Source organism: Streptomyces sp. NPDC043896, assembly GCF_056435605.1.
On sequence record NZ_JBWKEE010000007.1, the window covers coordinates 142,272 to 158,742 of the forward strand.

The 16,471-nt window shown below is 70.9% G+C and carries 16 protein-coding genes, 1 pseudogene and 1 riboswitch; of the genes and pseudogenes, 10 read left to right on the plus strand and 7 right to left on the minus strand.

All coding sequences use genetic code 11. From position 1 onward, the window contains the following. The first annotated feature begins 46 nt into the window (after nucleotides 1–46). A riboswitch (TPP riboswitch) is annotated at nucleotides 47–159 on the plus strand. The 3 genes from thiO to AC069X_RS12490 all read left to right on the plus strand — a co-directional run bounded on the left by thiO (nucleotide 157) and on the right by AC069X_RS12490 (nucleotide 2,334). Then, the gene (thiO, locus tag AC069X_RS12480) at nucleotides 157–1,338 is read left to right on the plus strand and encodes a glycine oxidase ThiO (RefSeq protein ID WP_478727825.1); all 1,182 of its coding nucleotides are present in this window, start codon (nucleotides 157–159) and stop codon (nucleotides 1,336–1,338) included. Its footprint overlaps the riboswitch before it by 3 nt. Next, on the plus strand, nucleotides 1,335–1,535 hold the full coding sequence (gene thiS / locus AC069X_RS12485) for a sulfur carrier protein ThiS (protein ID WP_125816826.1): 201 nt from the start codon (nucleotides 1,335–1,337) through the stop codon (nucleotides 1,533–1,535). Before thiO ends, thiS begins: the two co-directional genes overlap by 4 nt. A gap of 4 nt (nucleotides 1,536–1,539) precedes the next feature. After that, nucleotides 1,540–2,334, plus strand: coding sequence for a thiazole synthase (locus AC069X_RS12490; protein ID WP_478727827.1), 795 nt, complete (start codon nucleotides 1,540–1,542; stop codon nucleotides 2,332–2,334). Between the two features lie 640 nt (nucleotides 2,335–2,974). On the opposite strand, the pseudogene AC069X_RS12495 reads toward AC069X_RS12490, so the two are convergent. The 3 genes and pseudogenes from AC069X_RS12495 to AC069X_RS12505 all read right to left on the minus strand — a co-directional run. Beyond that, nucleotides 2,975–3,168: pseudogene (locus tag AC069X_RS12495) on the minus strand (HD domain-containing protein); the annotation flags it as partial. A 125-nt stretch (nucleotides 3,169–3,293) separates the two neighbouring features. Continuing rightward, entirely contained in the window at nucleotides 3,294–3,545 is a 252-nt protein-coding gene (locus AC069X_RS12500; protein ID WP_478727829.1) for a hypothetical protein, read from the minus strand. Further along, complete coding sequence (locus tag AC069X_RS12505) at nucleotides 3,538–3,705, minus strand: hypothetical protein (RefSeq protein WP_478727831.1); 168 nt, start codon at nucleotides 3,703–3,705, stop codon at nucleotides 3,538–3,540. The genes AC069X_RS12500 and AC069X_RS12505 overlap by 8 nt, the downstream gene beginning before the upstream one ends. A 150-nt stretch (nucleotides 3,706–3,855) precedes the next feature. On the opposite strand from AC069X_RS12505, the gene AC069X_RS12510 reads away from it, so the two are divergent. The 5 genes from AC069X_RS12510 (at nucleotide 3,856) to AC069X_RS12530 (ending at nucleotide 9,844) form a co-directional block, all read left to right on the plus strand. Next, the gene (locus AC069X_RS12510) at nucleotides 3,856–4,962 is read left to right on the plus strand and encodes a helix-turn-helix domain-containing protein (protein ID WP_478727833.1); all 1,107 of its coding nucleotides are present in this window, start codon (nucleotides 3,856–3,858) and stop codon (nucleotides 4,960–4,962) included. Further along, nucleotides 4,962–5,633 (plus strand): YdcF family protein, encoded by a 672-nt coding sequence (locus tag AC069X_RS12515; RefSeq protein WP_478727835.1) that lies wholly within the window; start codon nucleotides 4,962–4,964, stop codon nucleotides 5,631–5,633. Before AC069X_RS12510 ends, AC069X_RS12515 begins: the two co-directional genes overlap by 1 nt. A 707-nt stretch (nucleotides 5,634–6,340) precedes the next feature. After that, on the plus strand, nucleotides 6,341–8,248 hold the full coding sequence (gene pknB, locus AC069X_RS12520) for a Stk1 family PASTA domain-containing Ser/Thr kinase (protein ID WP_478727837.1): 1,908 nt from the start codon (nucleotides 6,341–6,343) through the stop codon (nucleotides 8,246–8,248). Nucleotides 8,249–8,256: 8 nt separating this feature from the next. Beyond that, nucleotides 8,257–9,114 (plus strand): deoxyribonuclease IV, encoded by an 858-nt coding sequence (locus tag AC069X_RS12525; RefSeq protein ID WP_478727839.1) that lies wholly within the window; start codon nucleotides 8,257–8,259, stop codon nucleotides 9,112–9,114. A gap of 103 nt (nucleotides 9,115–9,217) precedes the next feature. Then, nucleotides 9,218–9,844 carry a DUF4396 domain-containing protein gene (locus tag AC069X_RS12530; protein WP_478727841.1) on the plus strand — a complete coding sequence of 209 codons (627 nt, stop codon included), beginning with the start codon at nucleotides 9,218–9,220 and terminating at the stop codon, nucleotides 9,842–9,844. 15 nt (nucleotides 9,845–9,859) lie between these two features. Here the strand turns inward: AC069X_RS12530 and AC069X_RS12535 are convergent, their stop codons facing one another. Beyond that, the gene (locus AC069X_RS12535; RefSeq protein ID WP_478727843.1) at nucleotides 9,860–10,492 is read right to left on the minus strand and encodes a sulfite oxidase-like oxidoreductase; all 633 of its coding nucleotides are present in this window, start codon (nucleotides 10,490–10,492) and stop codon (nucleotides 9,860–9,862) included. A gap of 171 nt (nucleotides 10,493–10,663) precedes the next feature. On the opposite strand from AC069X_RS12535, the gene bfr reads away from it, so the two are divergent. Then, nucleotides 10,664–11,140, plus strand: coding sequence for a bacterioferritin (gene bfr / locus AC069X_RS12540; protein WP_478727845.1), 477 nt, complete (start codon nucleotides 10,664–10,666; stop codon nucleotides 11,138–11,140). A 46-nt stretch (nucleotides 11,141–11,186) separates the two neighbouring features. On the opposite strand, the gene AC069X_RS12545 is transcribed toward bfr, so the two are convergent. Continuing rightward, a complete protein-coding gene (locus AC069X_RS12545; RefSeq protein ID WP_478727847.1) occupies nucleotides 11,187–11,453 on the minus strand; it encodes a (2Fe-2S)-binding protein in 267 nt (88 codons plus the stop codon). Between the two features lie 161 nt (nucleotides 11,454–11,614). Beyond that, nucleotides 11,615–12,979 carry a class II 3-deoxy-7-phosphoheptulonate synthase gene (locus AC069X_RS12550; protein ID WP_362055387.1) on the minus strand — a complete coding sequence of 455 codons (1,365 nt, stop codon included), beginning with the start codon at nucleotides 12,977–12,979 and terminating at the stop codon, nucleotides 11,615–11,617. 321 nt (nucleotides 12,980–13,300) lie between these two features. On the opposite strand from AC069X_RS12550, the gene AC069X_RS12555 reads away from it, so the two are divergent. Next, complete coding sequence (locus tag AC069X_RS12555; protein ID WP_478727849.1) at nucleotides 13,301–15,217, plus strand: anthranilate synthase family protein; 1,917 nt, start codon at nucleotides 13,301–13,303, stop codon at nucleotides 15,215–15,217. A 162-nt stretch (nucleotides 15,218–15,379) separates the two neighbouring features. On the opposite strand, the gene AC069X_RS12560 is transcribed toward AC069X_RS12555, so the two are convergent. Further along, complete coding sequence (locus tag AC069X_RS12560) at nucleotides 15,380–16,390, minus strand: 2-hydroxyacid dehydrogenase (RefSeq protein WP_478728177.1); 1,011 nt, start codon at nucleotides 16,388–16,390, stop codon at nucleotides 15,380–15,382. Nucleotides 16,391–16,471 lie beyond the last annotated feature (81 nt).

The following is a 16,471-nucleotide window of genomic DNA, read 5'->3' on the forward strand; positions in this document are numbered from 1 at the left end:
GGGAGGCAGCCTTACCGGGCTCCCGGCCCGGGGTTAGTCTGGCCACCGTACCTATCGCGGGAGTCCGGGCGCACCGGGCTGAGAGGGAGGCTGGCCGGCCTCCGACCGTACGAACCTGATCCGGGTCATGCCGGCGAAGGGAGGGGCTGGACGCCCATGCACTCATCTCGGAAGGGATCCGACAAGGGATCCGACGTCCTCGTCATCGGGGGCGGCGTCATCGGCCTGGTCACGGCCTGGCGCGCGGCCCGCCGCGGGCTCACCGCCACCCTGGCCGACCCGGACCCCGGCGGAGGCGCCGCCCGCGTCGCCGCCGGCATGCTCGCCGCCGTCACCGAGCTCCACTACGGCGAGGAGACCCTGCTCGGCCTCAACCTCGCCTCCGCCGCCCGCTACCCCGAGTTCGCCGCCGAGCTCACCGAAGCCAGCGGCGGCATGGACCTCGGCTACCGCGCCTGCGGCACCCTCGCCGTCGCCCTCGACGCCGACGACCGCCTCCACCTGCGGGAACTCCACGCCCTCCAGCGCCGCTGCGGCCTGGAGTCCGAATGGCTCACCGGCCGCGAGTGCCGCCGCCTGGAACCGATGCTGGCCCCCGGGGTCCGCGGCGGGCTCCGCGTCGACGGCGACCACCAGGTCGACCCCCGCCGGCTCGCCGACGCCCTGCTGGCCGCCTGCGAGCGGGCGGGCGTGGTCATCCACCGCGCCCGCGCGCAGCGACTGCTCGTCACCGCCGACCGGGCCGCCGGGGCCCTGCTCGACGACGGCACCGAGCTGCGCGCCGACCAGGTCGTACTGGCCGCGGGCTCGCTCAGCGGCCGGCTGGCCGGCGTACCGGACGAGGTGCTGCCGCCCGTACGGCCGGTGAAGGGGCAGGTGCTGCGCCTGGCCGTACCGCCGGCGTACGCCCCGTTCCTGTCCCGGACCGTACGGGCCGTCGTACGCGGCAGCCACGTCTACCTGGTGCCGCGCGAGAACGGCGAGCTCGTCATCGGCGCCACCAGCGAGGAACTCGGCTGGGACACCACGGTCACCGCCGGAGGGGTGTACGAGCTGCTGCGCGACGCCCACGAACTCGTCCCCGGCATCACCGAGCTGCCGCTCGTCGAAACCCGGGCGGGACTGCGCCCCGGTTCCCCCGACAACGCGCCGCTGCTCGGCCCCACCGACCTCCCCGGCCTGCACCTGGCCACCGGCCACTACCGCAACGGGGTGCTGCTGACCCCGCTCACCGGCGACGTGATGGCGGACCTGCTGACCACCGGCACCATGCCGGAGATCGCCCGCCCCTTCACCCCCCGCCGCTTCTCCACCACGCGTCAGGAGTCGTTCGCATGACCATCTCCGTCAACGGCGAGCCGCGCGAGATCGCGGCCGGCACCACCCTCGACGCGGTGGTCGCCACCCTCACCACCGCCCCCTCCGGCGTGGCCGCCGCCCTCAACGAGACCGTCGTCCCGCGCGGGCAGTGGCCGGCCACACCGGTCGACGAGGGCGACCGGATCGAGATCCTCACCGCGGTCCAGGGAGGCTGAGCACATGGCTGACGACGTCTTCACCCTGGGCGGCCGCACCTTCTCCTCCCGACTGATCATGGGCACCGGCGGGGCGCCGAGCCTGGACGTCCTGGAACGCGCCCTGAGCGCCTCCGGCACCGAGCTGACCACGGTCGCCATGCGCCGCCTGGACCCCACCGTGCAGGGCTCCGTCCTGTCCGTCCTGTCCAAGCTGGACATCGCCGTCCTCCCCAACACGGCGGGCTGCTTCACCGCCGGCGAGGCCGTGCTCACGGCGCGGCTCGCACGGGAGGCGCTCGGCACCGACTGGATCAAGCTGGAGGTCGTCGCGGACGAGCGCACCCTGCTGCCGGACGGCGTCGAGCTGCTGGACGCCGCCGAGGTCCTGGTCGACGAGGGCTTCACGGTCCTCCCGTACACCAACGACGACCCCGTCCTCGCCCGGAAGCTGGAGGACGTGGGCTGCGCGGCGATCATGCCGCTGGGCTCCCCGATCGGCTCCGGCATGGGCATCCGCAACCCGCACAACTTCGAGCTGATCGTGGAACGCGCCGGGGTCCCGGTGATCCTCGACGCCGGGGCCGGGACGGCCTCCGACGTCGCCCTGGCGATGGAACTGGGCTGCGCGGCGGTGATGCTGGCCTCGGCGGTGACCCGCGCACAACAGCCGGTCCTGATGGCGGCGGCCATGCGCGACGCCGTCTCGGCCGGCCGCCTGGCCCACCGCGCGGGCCGCATCCCCCAACGCCGCTTCGCCGAAGCCTCGTCCCCGACGGAAGGCCGCGCAACCCTGGACCCGGAACGCCCGGCGTTCTGAGGGGGGCGGGGGGTACGGGGCTTGCGGCGCGGGCCCGCTATCACCCCCGCGAGGGGGTGGGGGCGGGTCGGTGTTTGCCCACCCGCCCCCGGGTGCGGGTGGGTGGGATGGGAGCCGTACCCCCTGGGGCCGTCTCAGGGAGGTGCTGGGGGCTTCCCGTCAGTCCCATCGTCCTTCCGTGTCGTGCCGGCCTGTCAAGGGCGCTCCCTTCGGTCGCGTCACTTCGTGATCGCCTTCGGCGACCCTTGACAGCCCGACCCGCCCCGGAAAGCCGAAAGACTGCCGGGAAACCCCCAAAAGAACGGTCACGGGGCAAAGGCAGGAGGGACGGGCCTGTCATGGACGAGACGAGAGGCCGGGGCCGGCCCGCCGGGCAGCCGGGCCCTTCGAGCCCCGGTCCAGGGCCGGGGGCCCGGCTACCCGCAGAAAAGGTTGATCAGAGCGACCTGCGGACCACCCAGGCGCAGCAGATCGCTACGCGCTCCTCCCGGCTTGGCGTCCGGCGACCGTCCGGGGCCGATACCCGCACTGGAGGACGAACAGGAGCTCCTCCGGCAGCGGCAGGCGCGGCAGATCGCTACACGCTCCTCTGATCTCGGCGACCGACCGCCGCCTGGGGTTGATCAGACCGAGGCGGGGGTCAGGGCTGTTCGCCCATGGCTGTGCGGAGCCGGTCCAGGGTTCCTTGGGCGAGGAGTTCGTCGGAAAGGCGCTGGCGGTTTCGATGGCCAGTCGGCTACGGCTGGTGTCGATCCAGCGTTGTTCGTTCGCGTAGCCCTGGGCCTTGTATTCGGTTCCTTGGAGCATGCACTCCAGCTTGTCGGCGTCCCGAGCTCAGCAGGAGGGCTCGGCCACGCTCTCGGGATGGTTGACACCAGTCATCCACCAGCCCGTACGGCGTGGGAGGAAGTGCGCCACTGCGGACAGGTCGTGAGCCACGTCTGTCTCCTTCTCATGCCTCAGCGAGGCGTACCAGATGCCTTCGAGCGTTGAGGCCCGCCATAGGCGGGCTGGATGTTATCGACGGCGGTGGTGAATTCGCGTCCGGATGCGTTGCGGATGTAGGCGAGCTCCACCCAGCGTTCGCAGGCGACGGAATCCGAGACGTTCTCGTTGATGACGGCCATCAGCACCCCCTCGGCACCAGAAGCGATGTCGCGGACACGGCGCTGTAGCAGCCGGTGGGGAACGTACTCGTAGCGTTCAGTCACCGGAGGCTCCTTCGAAAGTGCTGAGGAAGTGCTCCCAGCCCGCCTGAGCTCGGTCGAGCAGCTCCGTACTGGGTTCGAACGTGGCAACCCGCCTCTCGGCGGGCGCGTTTGGGGTCTTGGGCAGCTCGCAGACACAGCTGTGCACGATGCGGTCGGTCACGGGGCGGCTCCTCGAGAGGTGAGTGGTGTCACCTCATGAGCCTGGACTCGCACCAGTCACGCGGGAATGACCATTTGTTGCACTTCCGCTGCACTTGTGTCCCCCTCCTCGCTCTGGCGTGGTTCGATGACGGTGAGAAGGGAGCGGCGTGTGGCGACCGTGCACCACTGGACCGGGCTGGAGGCCAAGGCACTCCGGCTCGCGCTGCGGCTGAGCATCCGGGCATTTGCCGAGCACCTCGGCGTCAGCGTGCGGACCATCTCCAAGTGGGAGAAGCTCCAGGCGTCAACCGCGCCCCGCCCGGACACCCAGGCAATCCTCGACACAGCTCTGGCCCGTGCGAACACGGCCGCTCACCTACGGTTCGACACCTTCCTGTCCGAAGCCGGACGCCCCACGCTGGGGCGGGTGACACCCGCAGCTCCACTGGCCTGGGAGTACGAATCCTGGGCCGACGACCTGGACCGGGTCGTGGTGGCCCTCTCCCAGCAGAACTTCACGTTTGCCGACAGCCTGCTCAGCCGGTGGGTGGGCCGCTTCAACACCTCCGAGCTGGACGAGAAGGGTTTGTATCTGCACGCCCGATCGTCCGCCTTGCTCGGCGACCTCACGCGATACCGCGGAACTCTCGTCGGACTGCTGTCCGCCCAGCACTCCTATGCCAGTGCGCGCGCCGTCTTCACGCACCTCGGCATCCCCCGCCGTGTGGCCCAGCTGGATCTGTCTCTCGCGGTCGTGATGGAGATGTCCGGCAAGCTGGAAAGCGCTGCTCGCGCCTACGACAGCCTCGCTGTCGACGACCGGCTTTCGCCTCGCGATCGCGCGAGTGCCCGCTTGTGGGTGGGAACCGCCCTGAGCAAGGACGGTGAGCACGACTACGCGACGCGTGTCATGACGGCCGCGACTCGTGACTTCGAGGACCTCGCCGAACCCGACGACTGGTCGGTCGCGCACCAGAAACTTGCCCTCGCCCGCCGCGACGCGGGAGACCTCACTGCCGCTTTCCGGTTCCTGGACATCGCCTGTAGCACGGGCAGCGTGCGGTCCCCAATGCAACGGGTACAGCTCACCACCGCTCAAGCCCACATCTTGCGCACCGATCCAGCCACCCGTGACGACGGGCTCCGCCTTCTTGACGAAGCCGCGCTGATCGCCGCGCAATCCGACCTAGGTCATCAACTACGTAGCATCGAGGCCATCAGACGGACGTGCGAGGGAGCCTTCAAACCCCTACACCAGCGACCAGGGAGCAGGTAGTGGCAGACGGACGACCGCAGGAAATCACCGAGGATCAGCGGCAGGCCGCACAGTTGATCTGGGACTACCACCACATGCGCCACGAACTCCGCCCATGCGACGCGGCCATTGCGCTGGGCTGCAACGATCTCGGCGTCAGCACCTACGCGGCCGACCTGTACCAGTCCGGGCTTTTCCCCACCCTCGTGTTCACGGGTGGCAACAGCGCGGCCACCAGCAACGTTTTCCCACGTGGCGAAGCCGTGCACTTCCAAGAAAACGCCCTCGCACTCGGCGTCCCCGCCCACGCGATGCTGCTGGAGCCCAAGGCCGCCAACACCGGGCAGAACATCGCGTTCGCCCGTGAGGCGCTCGCCGCCGCCGGAGTCCAACCCCGTTCCGTGCTGCTGATCAGCATGCCGTACATGGAGCGACGTGCCTTCGCCACGTGCCGCGAGCAGTGGCCCGAGGTCGAAGTGGTCTGCGCTTCCGACCCATTGCCGTTCGATGCTTACTGCAAAGGCATGGGCGACGAGGAATCCGTAATCAACATGATGGTCGGCGACCTGCAACGAGTGATCGAGTATCCGAAGCAGGGCTTCGCCATCGCCCAGGACGTACCTGCCGATGTCCTCGCCGCATACGAGTCCCTCATCCGCGCCGGCTTCATCAGCTGCCTTCTCAGCCCTTGAGCAACTTATGGATTCACCCCTGGCGGTCGGTCGCCGAGATCAGAGAAGCGTGTAGCGATCTGTCGCGTCCATGTGCTTCCCGCGCTGCTCTGTTCGTCCTCTACTGCGGGTATCAGCCCCGGACGGTCGCCGGACGCCAAGCCGGGAGGAGCGCGTAGCGATCTGCTGCGTCCGGGTGGGCCGCAGGTCGCTCTGATCAACCTTTTCTGCAGGTAGCCGGGCCCCCGGCCCTGGACCGGGGCTCGAAGGGCCCGGCTGCCCGGCGGGCCGGCCCCCGGCCTCTCGTCTCGTCCATGACAGGCCCGTCCCTCCTGCTTTTGCCCCGTGACCGTTCTTTTGGGGGTTTCCCGGCAGTCTTTCGGCTTTCCGGGGCGGGTCGGGCTGTCAAGGGTCGCCGAAGGCGATCACGAAGTGACGCGAACGCAGTGAGCGCCCTTGACAGGCCGGCACGAACCGGAAGGACGATGGGACTGACGGGAAACCCCCAGCACCTCTCTGAGACGGCCCAAGGGGGTCCGGCTTCCATCCCACCCACCCGCACCCGGGGGCGGGTGGGCAAACACCGACCCGCCCCACCCCCTCGCGGGGGTGATAGCGGGCCCGCGCCGCAAGCCCCGTACCCCCCGCCCCGCCCCCTCATGTCACGGCTGCGCTGCAAGCGTGGACACCCCGAACGGCTCAAAGTCACCGGCTCGTAGAATCGCCGGGTGGATACGACCCTGGATGACCCCCTCGTCGGGCGCGTGCTCGATGGCCGCTACCGTGTCGACGCCCGTATCGCGGCCGGCGGCATGGCCACGGTCTACCGGGCCGTCGACACCCGCCTCGACCGGGTCCTGGCGCTGAAGGTCATGCACCCGGACCTGGCGGCCGATGCCGCCTTCGTCGACCGGTTCATCCGTGAGGCGAAGTCCGTGGCGCGCCTCGCGCACCCGAACGTCGTCGCCGTCTTCGACCAGGGCACCGACGGGCCGTACACGTACCTCGCCATGGAGTACGTGTCCGGCTGCACCCTGCGCGACGTCCTGCGCGAGCGCGGTGCGCTCCAGCCCCGGGCCGCGCTGGACATCCTCGAACCGGTCCTCGCCGCCCTCGGCACCGCGCACCGTGCCGGTTTCGTGCACCGGGACATGAAGCCCGAGAACGTCCTGATCGGCGACGACGGCAGCGTCAAGGTCGCCGACTTCGGTCTGGTCCGCTCCGTGGACGCCGCCACCAGCACCACCGGCTCCGTCCTCGGCACGGTCTCCTACCTCGCTCCCGAGCAGATCGAGGACGGGGTCACCGACACCCGCGCGGACGTCTACGCCTGTGGTGTCGTCCTGTACGAGATGCTCACCGGTTCCAAGCCGCACACGGGCGGAACCCCCGCCCAGGTGCTGTACCAGCACCTCAACGAGGACGTCCCGCCCCCGTCGGCCGCCGTGCCGGGCCTGCCCGTCGCCCTCGACGGGCTGGTGGCGCACGCCGCCGCCCGCAGCCCCGAGCTGCGCCCGTACGACGCCGCCGCGCTGCTCGGGCTGGTCCGGGAGGCCCGGGCGGGGCTGAGCGAGGCCGAGCTGGACGTCGTACCGCCGCAGGCGCGGGCGCAGGAGCGGTCCGCCACCGAGGACCGCACCAGCGTGATCCCGCGGCCGGTCGGGCAGAGCCGGCCCGTGCACCACACCTCGCGGCTGGAGCGTCCGCCGGCCGCCGCGCAGCAGCCTGCGGCTCCGGCGCGGCGGGCGCCGCAGCGGGGGGTGCTCCTGGTCATCGCCGCGGTGCTGCTCGTCCTGGGTGTCGGCGGCGGGGTCTGGTACATCAACTCCGGCCAGTTCACGAAGGTGCCCAACCTCCTCGGCAAGACCGAGGCCCAGGCCCGCGACGATCTCTCGGCCGCAGGTCTCGGCGTCAAGAAGGTCGAGCGGAAGTTCAGCGAGGCCTTCGACCGGGGCACGGTGATGGAGACGAGCCCCGGCGGCGGCAAGCAGATCCGGGGCAACGGGGCGGTGGTCCTCACCGTCTCGCGCGGCCCCGAGGTGGTCAGCGTGCCCGACCTGAAGGGCAGGCCGCTGGAGGAGGCGCAGGCGGAGCTGACGAAGGCGGGGCTGGCGCCCGGCATCGTCACGCACGCCTTCAGCCAGGACGTGGCGCAGGGCTCGGTGATCAGCACCGACCCGGCGGGCGGCCAGAAGCGGGCCCCCGACACGGCGGTCGCGCTCCTCGTCAGCAAGGGCCGTCCAGTGCAGGTCCCGAACGTCACCGGACAGCCGGCCGAGCAGGCACGGGCAGCGCTGGAGGCCGTCGGCCTGAAGGTGGCGACGGCGCCCGAGCAGGTGAATTCCCCCTCGCCCGCCGGTACGGTCGCCAACCAGTCGGCCGCCGCGGGCAGCCAGGCCGCGGCGGGTGACACGGTCACGCTGACCCTGTCCAAGGGGCCCCGTCAGGTCCCGGTTCCCGCGGTCACCGGCCAGGACGTGGACGTGGCCCGCAAGGCCCTGGAGGCCCTGGGCTTCAAGGTGAAGGTGGACCGTCCGTTCCTCTCCTTCAGCAGCACGGTGGAGACCCAGTCGGTACCCGCCGGGCAGAGCGCCCCCGAGGGCTCCACGATCACCATCAAGACCAAGGGGCTCTGACGGCCGTGATGCGCAATCCCGTGGGCGGGCACGTACCCGTCGCCGGCGGGCTGGCTTCGGTCGGCCTCGCCTATGCCCGTGAGATGGGTGCCGAGGCCGTCCAGGTCTTCGTCGCCAACCCGCGCGGCTGGGCCACTCCGACCGGCAATCCGGCGCAGGACGAGTTGTTCCGCGCCCAGTGCGCCGCGGAGTCGATCCCCGCGTACGTGCACGCCCCGTACCTGATCAACTTCGGCTCCCACACCGACGCCACCGTCGAGAAGTCGGTGGAGTCGCTGCGCCACTCGCTGCGCCGGGGCCGGGAGATCGGTGCGCTCGGGGTGGTCGTGCACACCGGTTCGGCCACCGGGGGACGCCCGCGCGAGGAGGCGTACGCGCAGGTCAGGCAGTACATGCTGCCGCTGCTGGACGAGCTGACGCATGACGACGACCCCTTCCTGCTGCTGGAGTCCACGGCCGGGCAGGGTTCCTCGCTGTGCTCGCGCACCTGGGACTTCGGCCCGTACTTCGAGGCGCTCGACCACCACCCGAAGCTCGGGATCTGCCTGGACACCTGCCACGTCTTCGCGGCGGGGCACGACCTGGCCGAGCCCGGCGGCACCAAGCAGACGCTGGACCTGCTGGTGGAGACGGTGGGCGCGGGCCGGCTGAAGCTGGTCCACGCGAACGACTCCAAGGAGGGGGTCGGCGCCCACAAGGACCGCCACGCCAACATCGGCCAGGGCCACATCGGCCGGGACGCCTTCGCCGAGCTGTTCTCGCACCCGGAGATGGACGGCGTGCCGCTGATCATCGAGACGCCGGGCGGCAAGGAGGGGCACGCGGCGGACGTGGCGCTGCTCAAGGAGCTCCGCGACCTCCTCTGACGCCCCTGAAGATCTGTTGAGGAATACCCCAGGGGGGTATACGGTTCTGTCCTGTAGACGGGACCGCTACCCGGCGTTTTCCTCAAGCCTTCAGGGGGTTGCCATGGAGCACGCACACGGGAACCACGAGCACCACCAGCACCACGCAGAGCACGACCCCCACCAGGGGCACGAGAACCACCAGACCCACGCCACGCCCGCGGGGCACACGGCCCACACGGGCCACGGCCAGGACCACCCGGCACACGAAGCCCATGACGCACACGGCGGTCACGGCCACGCCCACGGCGGCAAGGTCAGCTGGGCCATGGCCGCCCGGGCCACCCTGCACTGCCTGACCGGCTGCGCCATCGGCGAGGTGCTCGGCATGGTCATCGGCACCGCGCTGGGCTGGGGGAACGTCCAGACAATGGTCCTCGCGATCGTCCTGGCCTTCTTCTTCGGCTACGCGCTCACCCTGCGCGGGATCCTCGCGGCCGGAGTGGACTTCCGTTCGGCCATCCGGGTGGCGCTGGCCGCCGACACCCTGTCGATCGCCGTGATGGAACTGATCGACAACGGCGTGATCGCCCTGTGGCCGGGTGCGATGGACGCGCACCTGTCGGCTCCGCTGTTCTGGATCGTCCTGGCGATCGCCCTGGTGGCCGCCTTCGTGATCACCACCCCGGTCAACAAGTGGATGATCGGCCGCGGCAAGGGCCACGCCGTCGTCCACCAGTACCACCACTAGAGGGGCCGGCGGCGGCTACAGCTCCGGGCCGTCGCCCGGTTCCTCCTGGTACGAGTAACGCTGCTCGCGCCAGGGGTCGCCGATGTTGTGGTAGCCGCGCTCCTCCCAGAAGCCCCGGCGGTCGGCGGTCATGTACTCGACGCCGCGGACCCACTTGGGGCCCTTCCAGGCGTACAGGTGCGGGACCACGAGCCGCAGCGGGAAGCCGTGCTCGGCCGTCAGCAGTTCGCCGCCCATATGGGTGGCGAAGACGGTGCGCTCGGAGGCGAAATCGGCCAGCCTCATGTTCGAGCTGAAGCCGTACTCGGCCCACACCATCACGTGCGTGACCTGCGGGGCCGGCGGCGCCAGCGCCAGGACGGTACGCGCCAGCACACCGCCCCATTCGGCGCCCAGCATGCTGAACTTGGTGACGCAGTGGAGGTCGGCCACGACCGAGTCGAACGGCAGGGCCGCGAACTCCTCGTGGTTCCAGCAGTGCTTCTCGCCGTCGGCGGTCGCGCCGAATACGCGGAACTCCCAGCGGTCCGGCTTGAACTTGGGCACGGGACCGTAATGGGTGACGGGCCAACCCCTCTGCAACCGCTGCCCCGGAGGGAGCTCGAGCTGCTCTGCTCCCGGAGATTCCCGGCTTTCCGGCTGACCCATGCCTCCATGGTGACAGACGTGGCGGGGTGGTCACGACCAGGTATGACCCGATCCGGGCAACTCCCGGCAACTCCCACTAAGGAGGCACTTACTGGACGCCCCAGGACGGCAGTGCAAGGATGCGCGCACTGCCCAGTCACTAGCTGACATTGCTTGGAAGGAGCCTCTGCGATGCAGGGCGACCCCGAGGTCCTCGAATTCCTCAACGAGCAGCTGACCGGCGAGCTCACGGCCATCAACCAGTACTGGCTGCACTACCGCATCCAGGACAACAAGGGCTGGACCAAGCTCGCCAAGTACACGCGTGAAGAGTCCATCGACGAGATGAAGCACGCGGACAAGATCACCGAGCGCATCCTCATGCTCGACGGTCTGCCGAACTACCAGCGCCTCTTCCACGTGCGCGTCGGACAGACGGTCACGGAGATGTTCCAGGCGGACCGGCAGGTCGAGGTCGAGGCGATCGACCGCCTCAAGCGCGGCATCGAGGTCATGCGCGGCAAGGGTGACATCACCTCCGCCCGCCTCTTCGAGGACATCCTGGAGGACGAGGAGCACCACATCGACTACCTCGACACCCAGCTGGAGCTCATCGAGTCCCTCGGCGAGGCGCTGTACCTCGCGCAGCTCATCGAGCAGCCGAGCTAGCCGACGGCCTCCGGGCGGGCACCCGGGCGGGCGCTCGGCCAGGCCCTCAGGCGGCTTCCGCCAGCTCCGGAGCGGGCGCCGTGCCGGGGTCGGCCGCCAGGACGGCCGTGGCCTCGCCCTTCTCCAGCAGCTCCCGGCGGGGGCACGTCCCGCGGCCGAGTATGCCCTGGATGGTGCGCACGCAGGAGCCGCAGTCGGTGCCGGCCTTGGTGGCCGAGGCGATCTGGCGGGGGGTACAGGCCCCGGCAGCCGCGTGTTCCTTGATCTGCTTGTCGGTGATGCCGAAGCAAGAGCAGACGTACACGCGGTTCACCTCCCTGGAGCGGAACGGTTCGGCAGGCCATCCCCTATTCGGTGAGGCTTACCTAACCGTACCCAAAGTTAGGGTCCCCTAAAAGACCCGGAATCGACGATGGGGCGCGGATCACATGGATCCGCGCCCCATCGTCGTAGGAAGGCACCTACTGATCGCGACTACTGGTCGCGGTACATCTCCGCCACCAGGAACGCCAGGTCCAGGGACTGGCTGCGGTTGAGCCGCGGGTCGCAGGCCGTCTCGTAGCGCTGGTGCAGGTCGTCGACGAAGATCTCGTCGCCGCCGCCCACGCACTCGGTGACGTCGTCACCGGTGAGCTCGACGTGGATGCCGCCCGGGTGGGTGCCCAGCGCCTTGTGGACCTCGAAGAAGCCCTTGACCTCGTCGAGCACGTCGTCGAAACGGCGCGTCTTGTGGCCGGAGGCCGCCTCGAAGGTGTTGCCGTGCATCGGGTCGGTGACCCAGGCGACGGTCGCACCGGACGCCGTGACCTTCTCGACCAGCTCGGGGAGCTTGTCGCGGACCTTGTCGGCGCCCATGCGGACGACGAAGGTCAGCCGGCCCGGCTCACGCTCGGGGTCGAGGCGGTCGATGTACGTCAGCGCCTCGTCGACCGTGGTGGTCGGGCCGAGCTTGATGCCGATCGGGTTGGCGATCTGCGAGCAGAACTCGATGTGCGCGTGGTCCAGCTGGCGGGTGCGCTCACCGATCCAGACCATGTGGCCGGAGGTGTCGTACAGCTTGCCGGTACGCGAGTCCGTACGGGTGAGGGCGCCCTCGTAGTCCAGCAGCAGCGCCTCGTGCGAGGAGTAGAACTCCACCGCCTTGAACTCGGCCGGGTCGGTGCCACAGGCCTTCATGAAGTTCAGGGCGTTGTCGATCTCCCGCGCGAGCTGCTCGTAGCGCTGCCCGGACGGGGAGGACTTCACGAAGTCCTGGTTCCAGGCGTGCACCTGGCGCAGGTCGGCGTAGCCACCGGTGGTGAAGGCGCGCACCAGGTTCAGCGTCGAGGCCGACGCGTGGTACATGCGCTTGAGCCGCTCCGGGTCCGGGACGCGGGCCTCTTCGGTGAAGGCGAAGCCGTTGACGGAGTCGCCGCGGTAGGTCGGCAGGGTGACGCCGTCGCGGGTCTCGGTGTCCTTGGAGCGCGGCTTGGAGTACTGGCCCGCGATGCGGCCGACCTTCACGACGGGCACGGAGGCCGCGTACGTCAGGACGGCGCTCATCTGGAGCAGGGTCTTCAGCTTGGCGCGGATGTGGTCGGCGGAGACGGCGTCGAAGGCCTCGGCGCAGTCGCCGCCCTGCAGCAGGAACGCCTCGCCCTTGGCGACGGCTCCCAGGCGGGCGCGCAGCTGGTCGCACTCGCCCGCGAAGACGAGCGGAGGATACGACTCGAGGTCCGCGACGACAGCGCGCAGGGCCTCGGCATCGGGGTACGAAGGCTGCTGCGCCGCGGGAAGGTCTCGCCAGGTCGCCTTGGCGGCGAGGGCGTGGTTTTCAGCGTTCACGGTCACCTCGTACACATTACGTCGTCATTCGCCGTGTCCGGCCGGACGCCCACCTGGTGAGACGGTGTCGTTCGAAGGTCCGGAGCCCGCGGATGAACGGAATGCAAGGTTCACATGTCGGAAAAGGTCAGATGCAGCGGGACGCGGCCGCCGTGGGCTAGGGTGCCTCCCATGTACGCGCACGCAACCCTGAACTGGTGGTGGTCCGCTCCCGGCGGCCCACCTCTCTCGCGTACCCACTGACACGAGCGAAGCGAAGGCCGCCCCCGAGGGGCGGCCTTTTCCGTACGTGCACACGGGCCGTCCCTCCCCCTCCGACCACCGGAAGGACACCCCGTGACCCACCCCGCACCCCAGCCGGATTTCGACCTCTCCCGGCTCCTCGACGACTCGGCCCCGCCCTTCGCGCTGCTGCGCCGGCGCACCCCGGGCCGCGACCACGACACCGTCGAGGTGCTGCTCGGCCCGGTCCGCGAGGCCGCCCGCCTCGCCGACCTGCCCGTCGGGCCGCTGCCCGCCCTCGCGCTGGTCCCGTTCCGGCAGATCCGCGAGCGCGGGTTCGACGTCCGCGACGACGGCACCCCGCTGGCCGTGCTGGCCGCCGAGGAGGCGTACGAGATCCCGCTCGCCGCCGCGCTGGCCGCCCTCCCGGAGCACCCCGTCCGGGTGACGGGCGGCGGCTTCGACGTCCCCGACGAGGAGTACGCGGCCATCGTCGACCGGGTGATCCGCGAGGAGATCGGCCGCGGCGAGGGCGCGAACTTCGTGATCCGGCGGACCTACGAGGGCCGGATCGACGGCTTCGGCCGGGCCGACGCGCTGGCCCTGTTCCGGCGGCTGCTGGAGGGCGAGCGGGGCGCGTACTGGACGTACGTGGTCCACACCCCGGACCGCACCCTGGTCGGCGCCAGCCCCGAGGTGCACGTGCGGATGTCCGGCGGCACGGTCGTGATGAACCCGATCAGTGGCACGTACCGCTACCCGGCCTCCGGCCCCACCGCCGAGTCCCTCCTCGCCTTCCTCGCCGACCGCAAGGAGACCGAGGAGCTGTCCATGGTGGTCGACGAGGAACTGAAGATGATGTGCACGGTCGGCGACATGGGCGGGGTGGTGGTCGGCCCCCGCCTCAAGGAGATGTCCCACCTCGCGCACACCGAGTACGAGCTCCGCGGACGCTCCTCCCTCGACGTCCGGGAGGTGCTGCGGGAGACCATGTTCGCGGCGACCGTGACGGGCTCGCCCGTACAGAACGCCTGCCGGGTGATCGAGCGGTACGAGAGCGGCGGCCGCGGCTACTACGCGGGCGCGCTGGCGCTGCTCGGCCTGGACGGGGCGGGCGCGCAGACCCTGGACTCCCCCATCCTGATCCGCACCGCCGACATCGCCCCGGACGGCCTGCTGCGGGTGCCCGTCGGGGCCACCCTGGTCCGCCACTCGGACCCGGCGGGCGAGGTCGCCGAGACCCACTCCAAGGCCGCCGGGGTGCTGGCGGCGCTGGGCGTACGGCCGGCCGCGCCCCGGCCGGCCTCCGGCGGGGCGGCCGGACTGGCCGACGACCCCCGGGTGCGGGCGGCCCTCGCGGCGCGCCGGGCGGACCTGGCGCCGTTCTGGCTCCGGATGCAGGAGCGGCCGGCGGACACGGGCGGGCACGCGCTGGTGATCGACGCGGAGGACACCTTCACGGCGATGCTGGCCCACCTGTTGCGGGTGGCCGGGCTGGAGGTGACCGTACGCCGCCACGACGACCCCGGGCTGCGGGCCCTCGCCCTGGCCTGGGACGGCCCGGTCGTCCTCGGCCCGGGGCCCGGGAACCCGGCGGACGCGGCCGATCCCAGGATGCGGATGCTGCGCGGGCTGGCGCGGGAGCTGCTCACCTCCCACCGCGGCGGGCTGCTGGGGGTGTGCCTCGGGCACGAGCTGATCGCGGCGGAGCTGGGGCTGCCGCTGGTGCGGAAGGCCTCGCCGGCCCAGGGGGCGCAGGTGACGGTGGACCTCTTCGGCACGCCGGAGGTGGTGGGCTTCTACAACACGTACACCGCCGCCTGTGACGGGGAGGCGGAGGCGGAGCTCGCCGCGCACGGGGTGGAGGTGTCCCGTGACCCCCTCACGGGCGAGGTCCACGCCCTGCGGTGCGCCGGGCGGGGCTTCGCGGGGGTGCAGTTCCACCCGGAGTCGGTGCTGACCCTGCGGGGGGCGGAGCTGGTGTCCGCCGCTGTCCGCGCGGTGACGGGGGCCGCGGCCGGGCCGGCGTAGCGGGTTGCCCTGCGGGGCCGGTCCCCTACCCGCCCTTCCACCGTTCCCCGGGCTCCGCCCGGACCCGGGCGGAGCCCGTACGGGGTCCGGGGCGGAGCCCCGGTTTCGGGAAGGGGCGGGGTGGGGGAATGCCCGCCGCAGGCGCCCCGCGCCCCGCACGGATCAGTCCCCGGGAGGAACAAGGGTGTTTTCGGACCGGCACCCCGCCAAGTAATCCGCCACGTTCCGGACGGTGGCGTCCACGATCTGCCCCACCGCGTCCAGCGTGTAGTACGCCTGGTGGGACGTGACGACCACGTTCGGGAAGGTGACCAGCCGGGCGAGGGTGTCGTCCTCGACCGCCTCCAGGGAGCGGTCCGTGAAGAAGACCCCGGCCTCCGCCTCGTACACGTCCAGGCCCACCCCCGTGAAGCGGCCCGCCCGCAGCTCCGCGACCAGGGCCTCCGTGTCGATCAGCCCGCCCCGGCTGGAGTTCACCAGGACCGCGTCGTCCCGCATCGCCTTCAGCGCGGCCGCGTCGACGATGTGGTGCGTGGACTCCAGCAGCGGCACGTGCAGGCTGATCAGGTCGGCGGTCGCGAACAGCTCGTCCTTGTCCACGTACGCCATGCCCAGCTCCACGCACGCCGGGTTGGGCGCGAGGTCCCAGCCCAGCAGCTTCATGCCGAAGCCGTGGGCGATCCGGGTGAAGGCCTCGCCGATCCTGCCGGTGCCGCGGACCCCCGCCGTGCGTCCGCGCAGGTCGCGGCCCATCAGCCCGTTGAGGCGGAAGTCGAAGTCCCGGGTGCGGTTGGAGGCGCGGACGATCCGCCGGTTCACGGCCATGGCCAGGGTCCAGGCGAACTCGGCCACCGAGTAGGGGGAGTAGTACGAGACGCGGCTGACGGTCATGTGGAGCTGCCGGGCCACGTCCAGGTCGATGTTGTTGAAGCCGGTGGAGCGCTGCGCGATCATCCGGGTGCCGCCGGCGGCCAGGGTGCGCAGGACCCTGCCGTGCAGCTGGGCGTTGACGCTGGAGGAGACGACCTCGTACCCGGCGGCGATCGGCGCGGTGTCCTCGTCGAGGAAGACGTCGAGGCAGCGGACCTCGTGGCGCCCGTCGAAGTGTTCCTCGAAGGCGCGTTCCAGGAGGGGCTTCTCGTCGGCGGTCACGCCGAAGGCCAGGATCTCCACGCTCGCTCCCCACAGGTCGGCCACGGGTCGTTTCGTCACGATACGACCCGTGGCCCGGGTCCGCTCGGGTCCGCTCGGGTC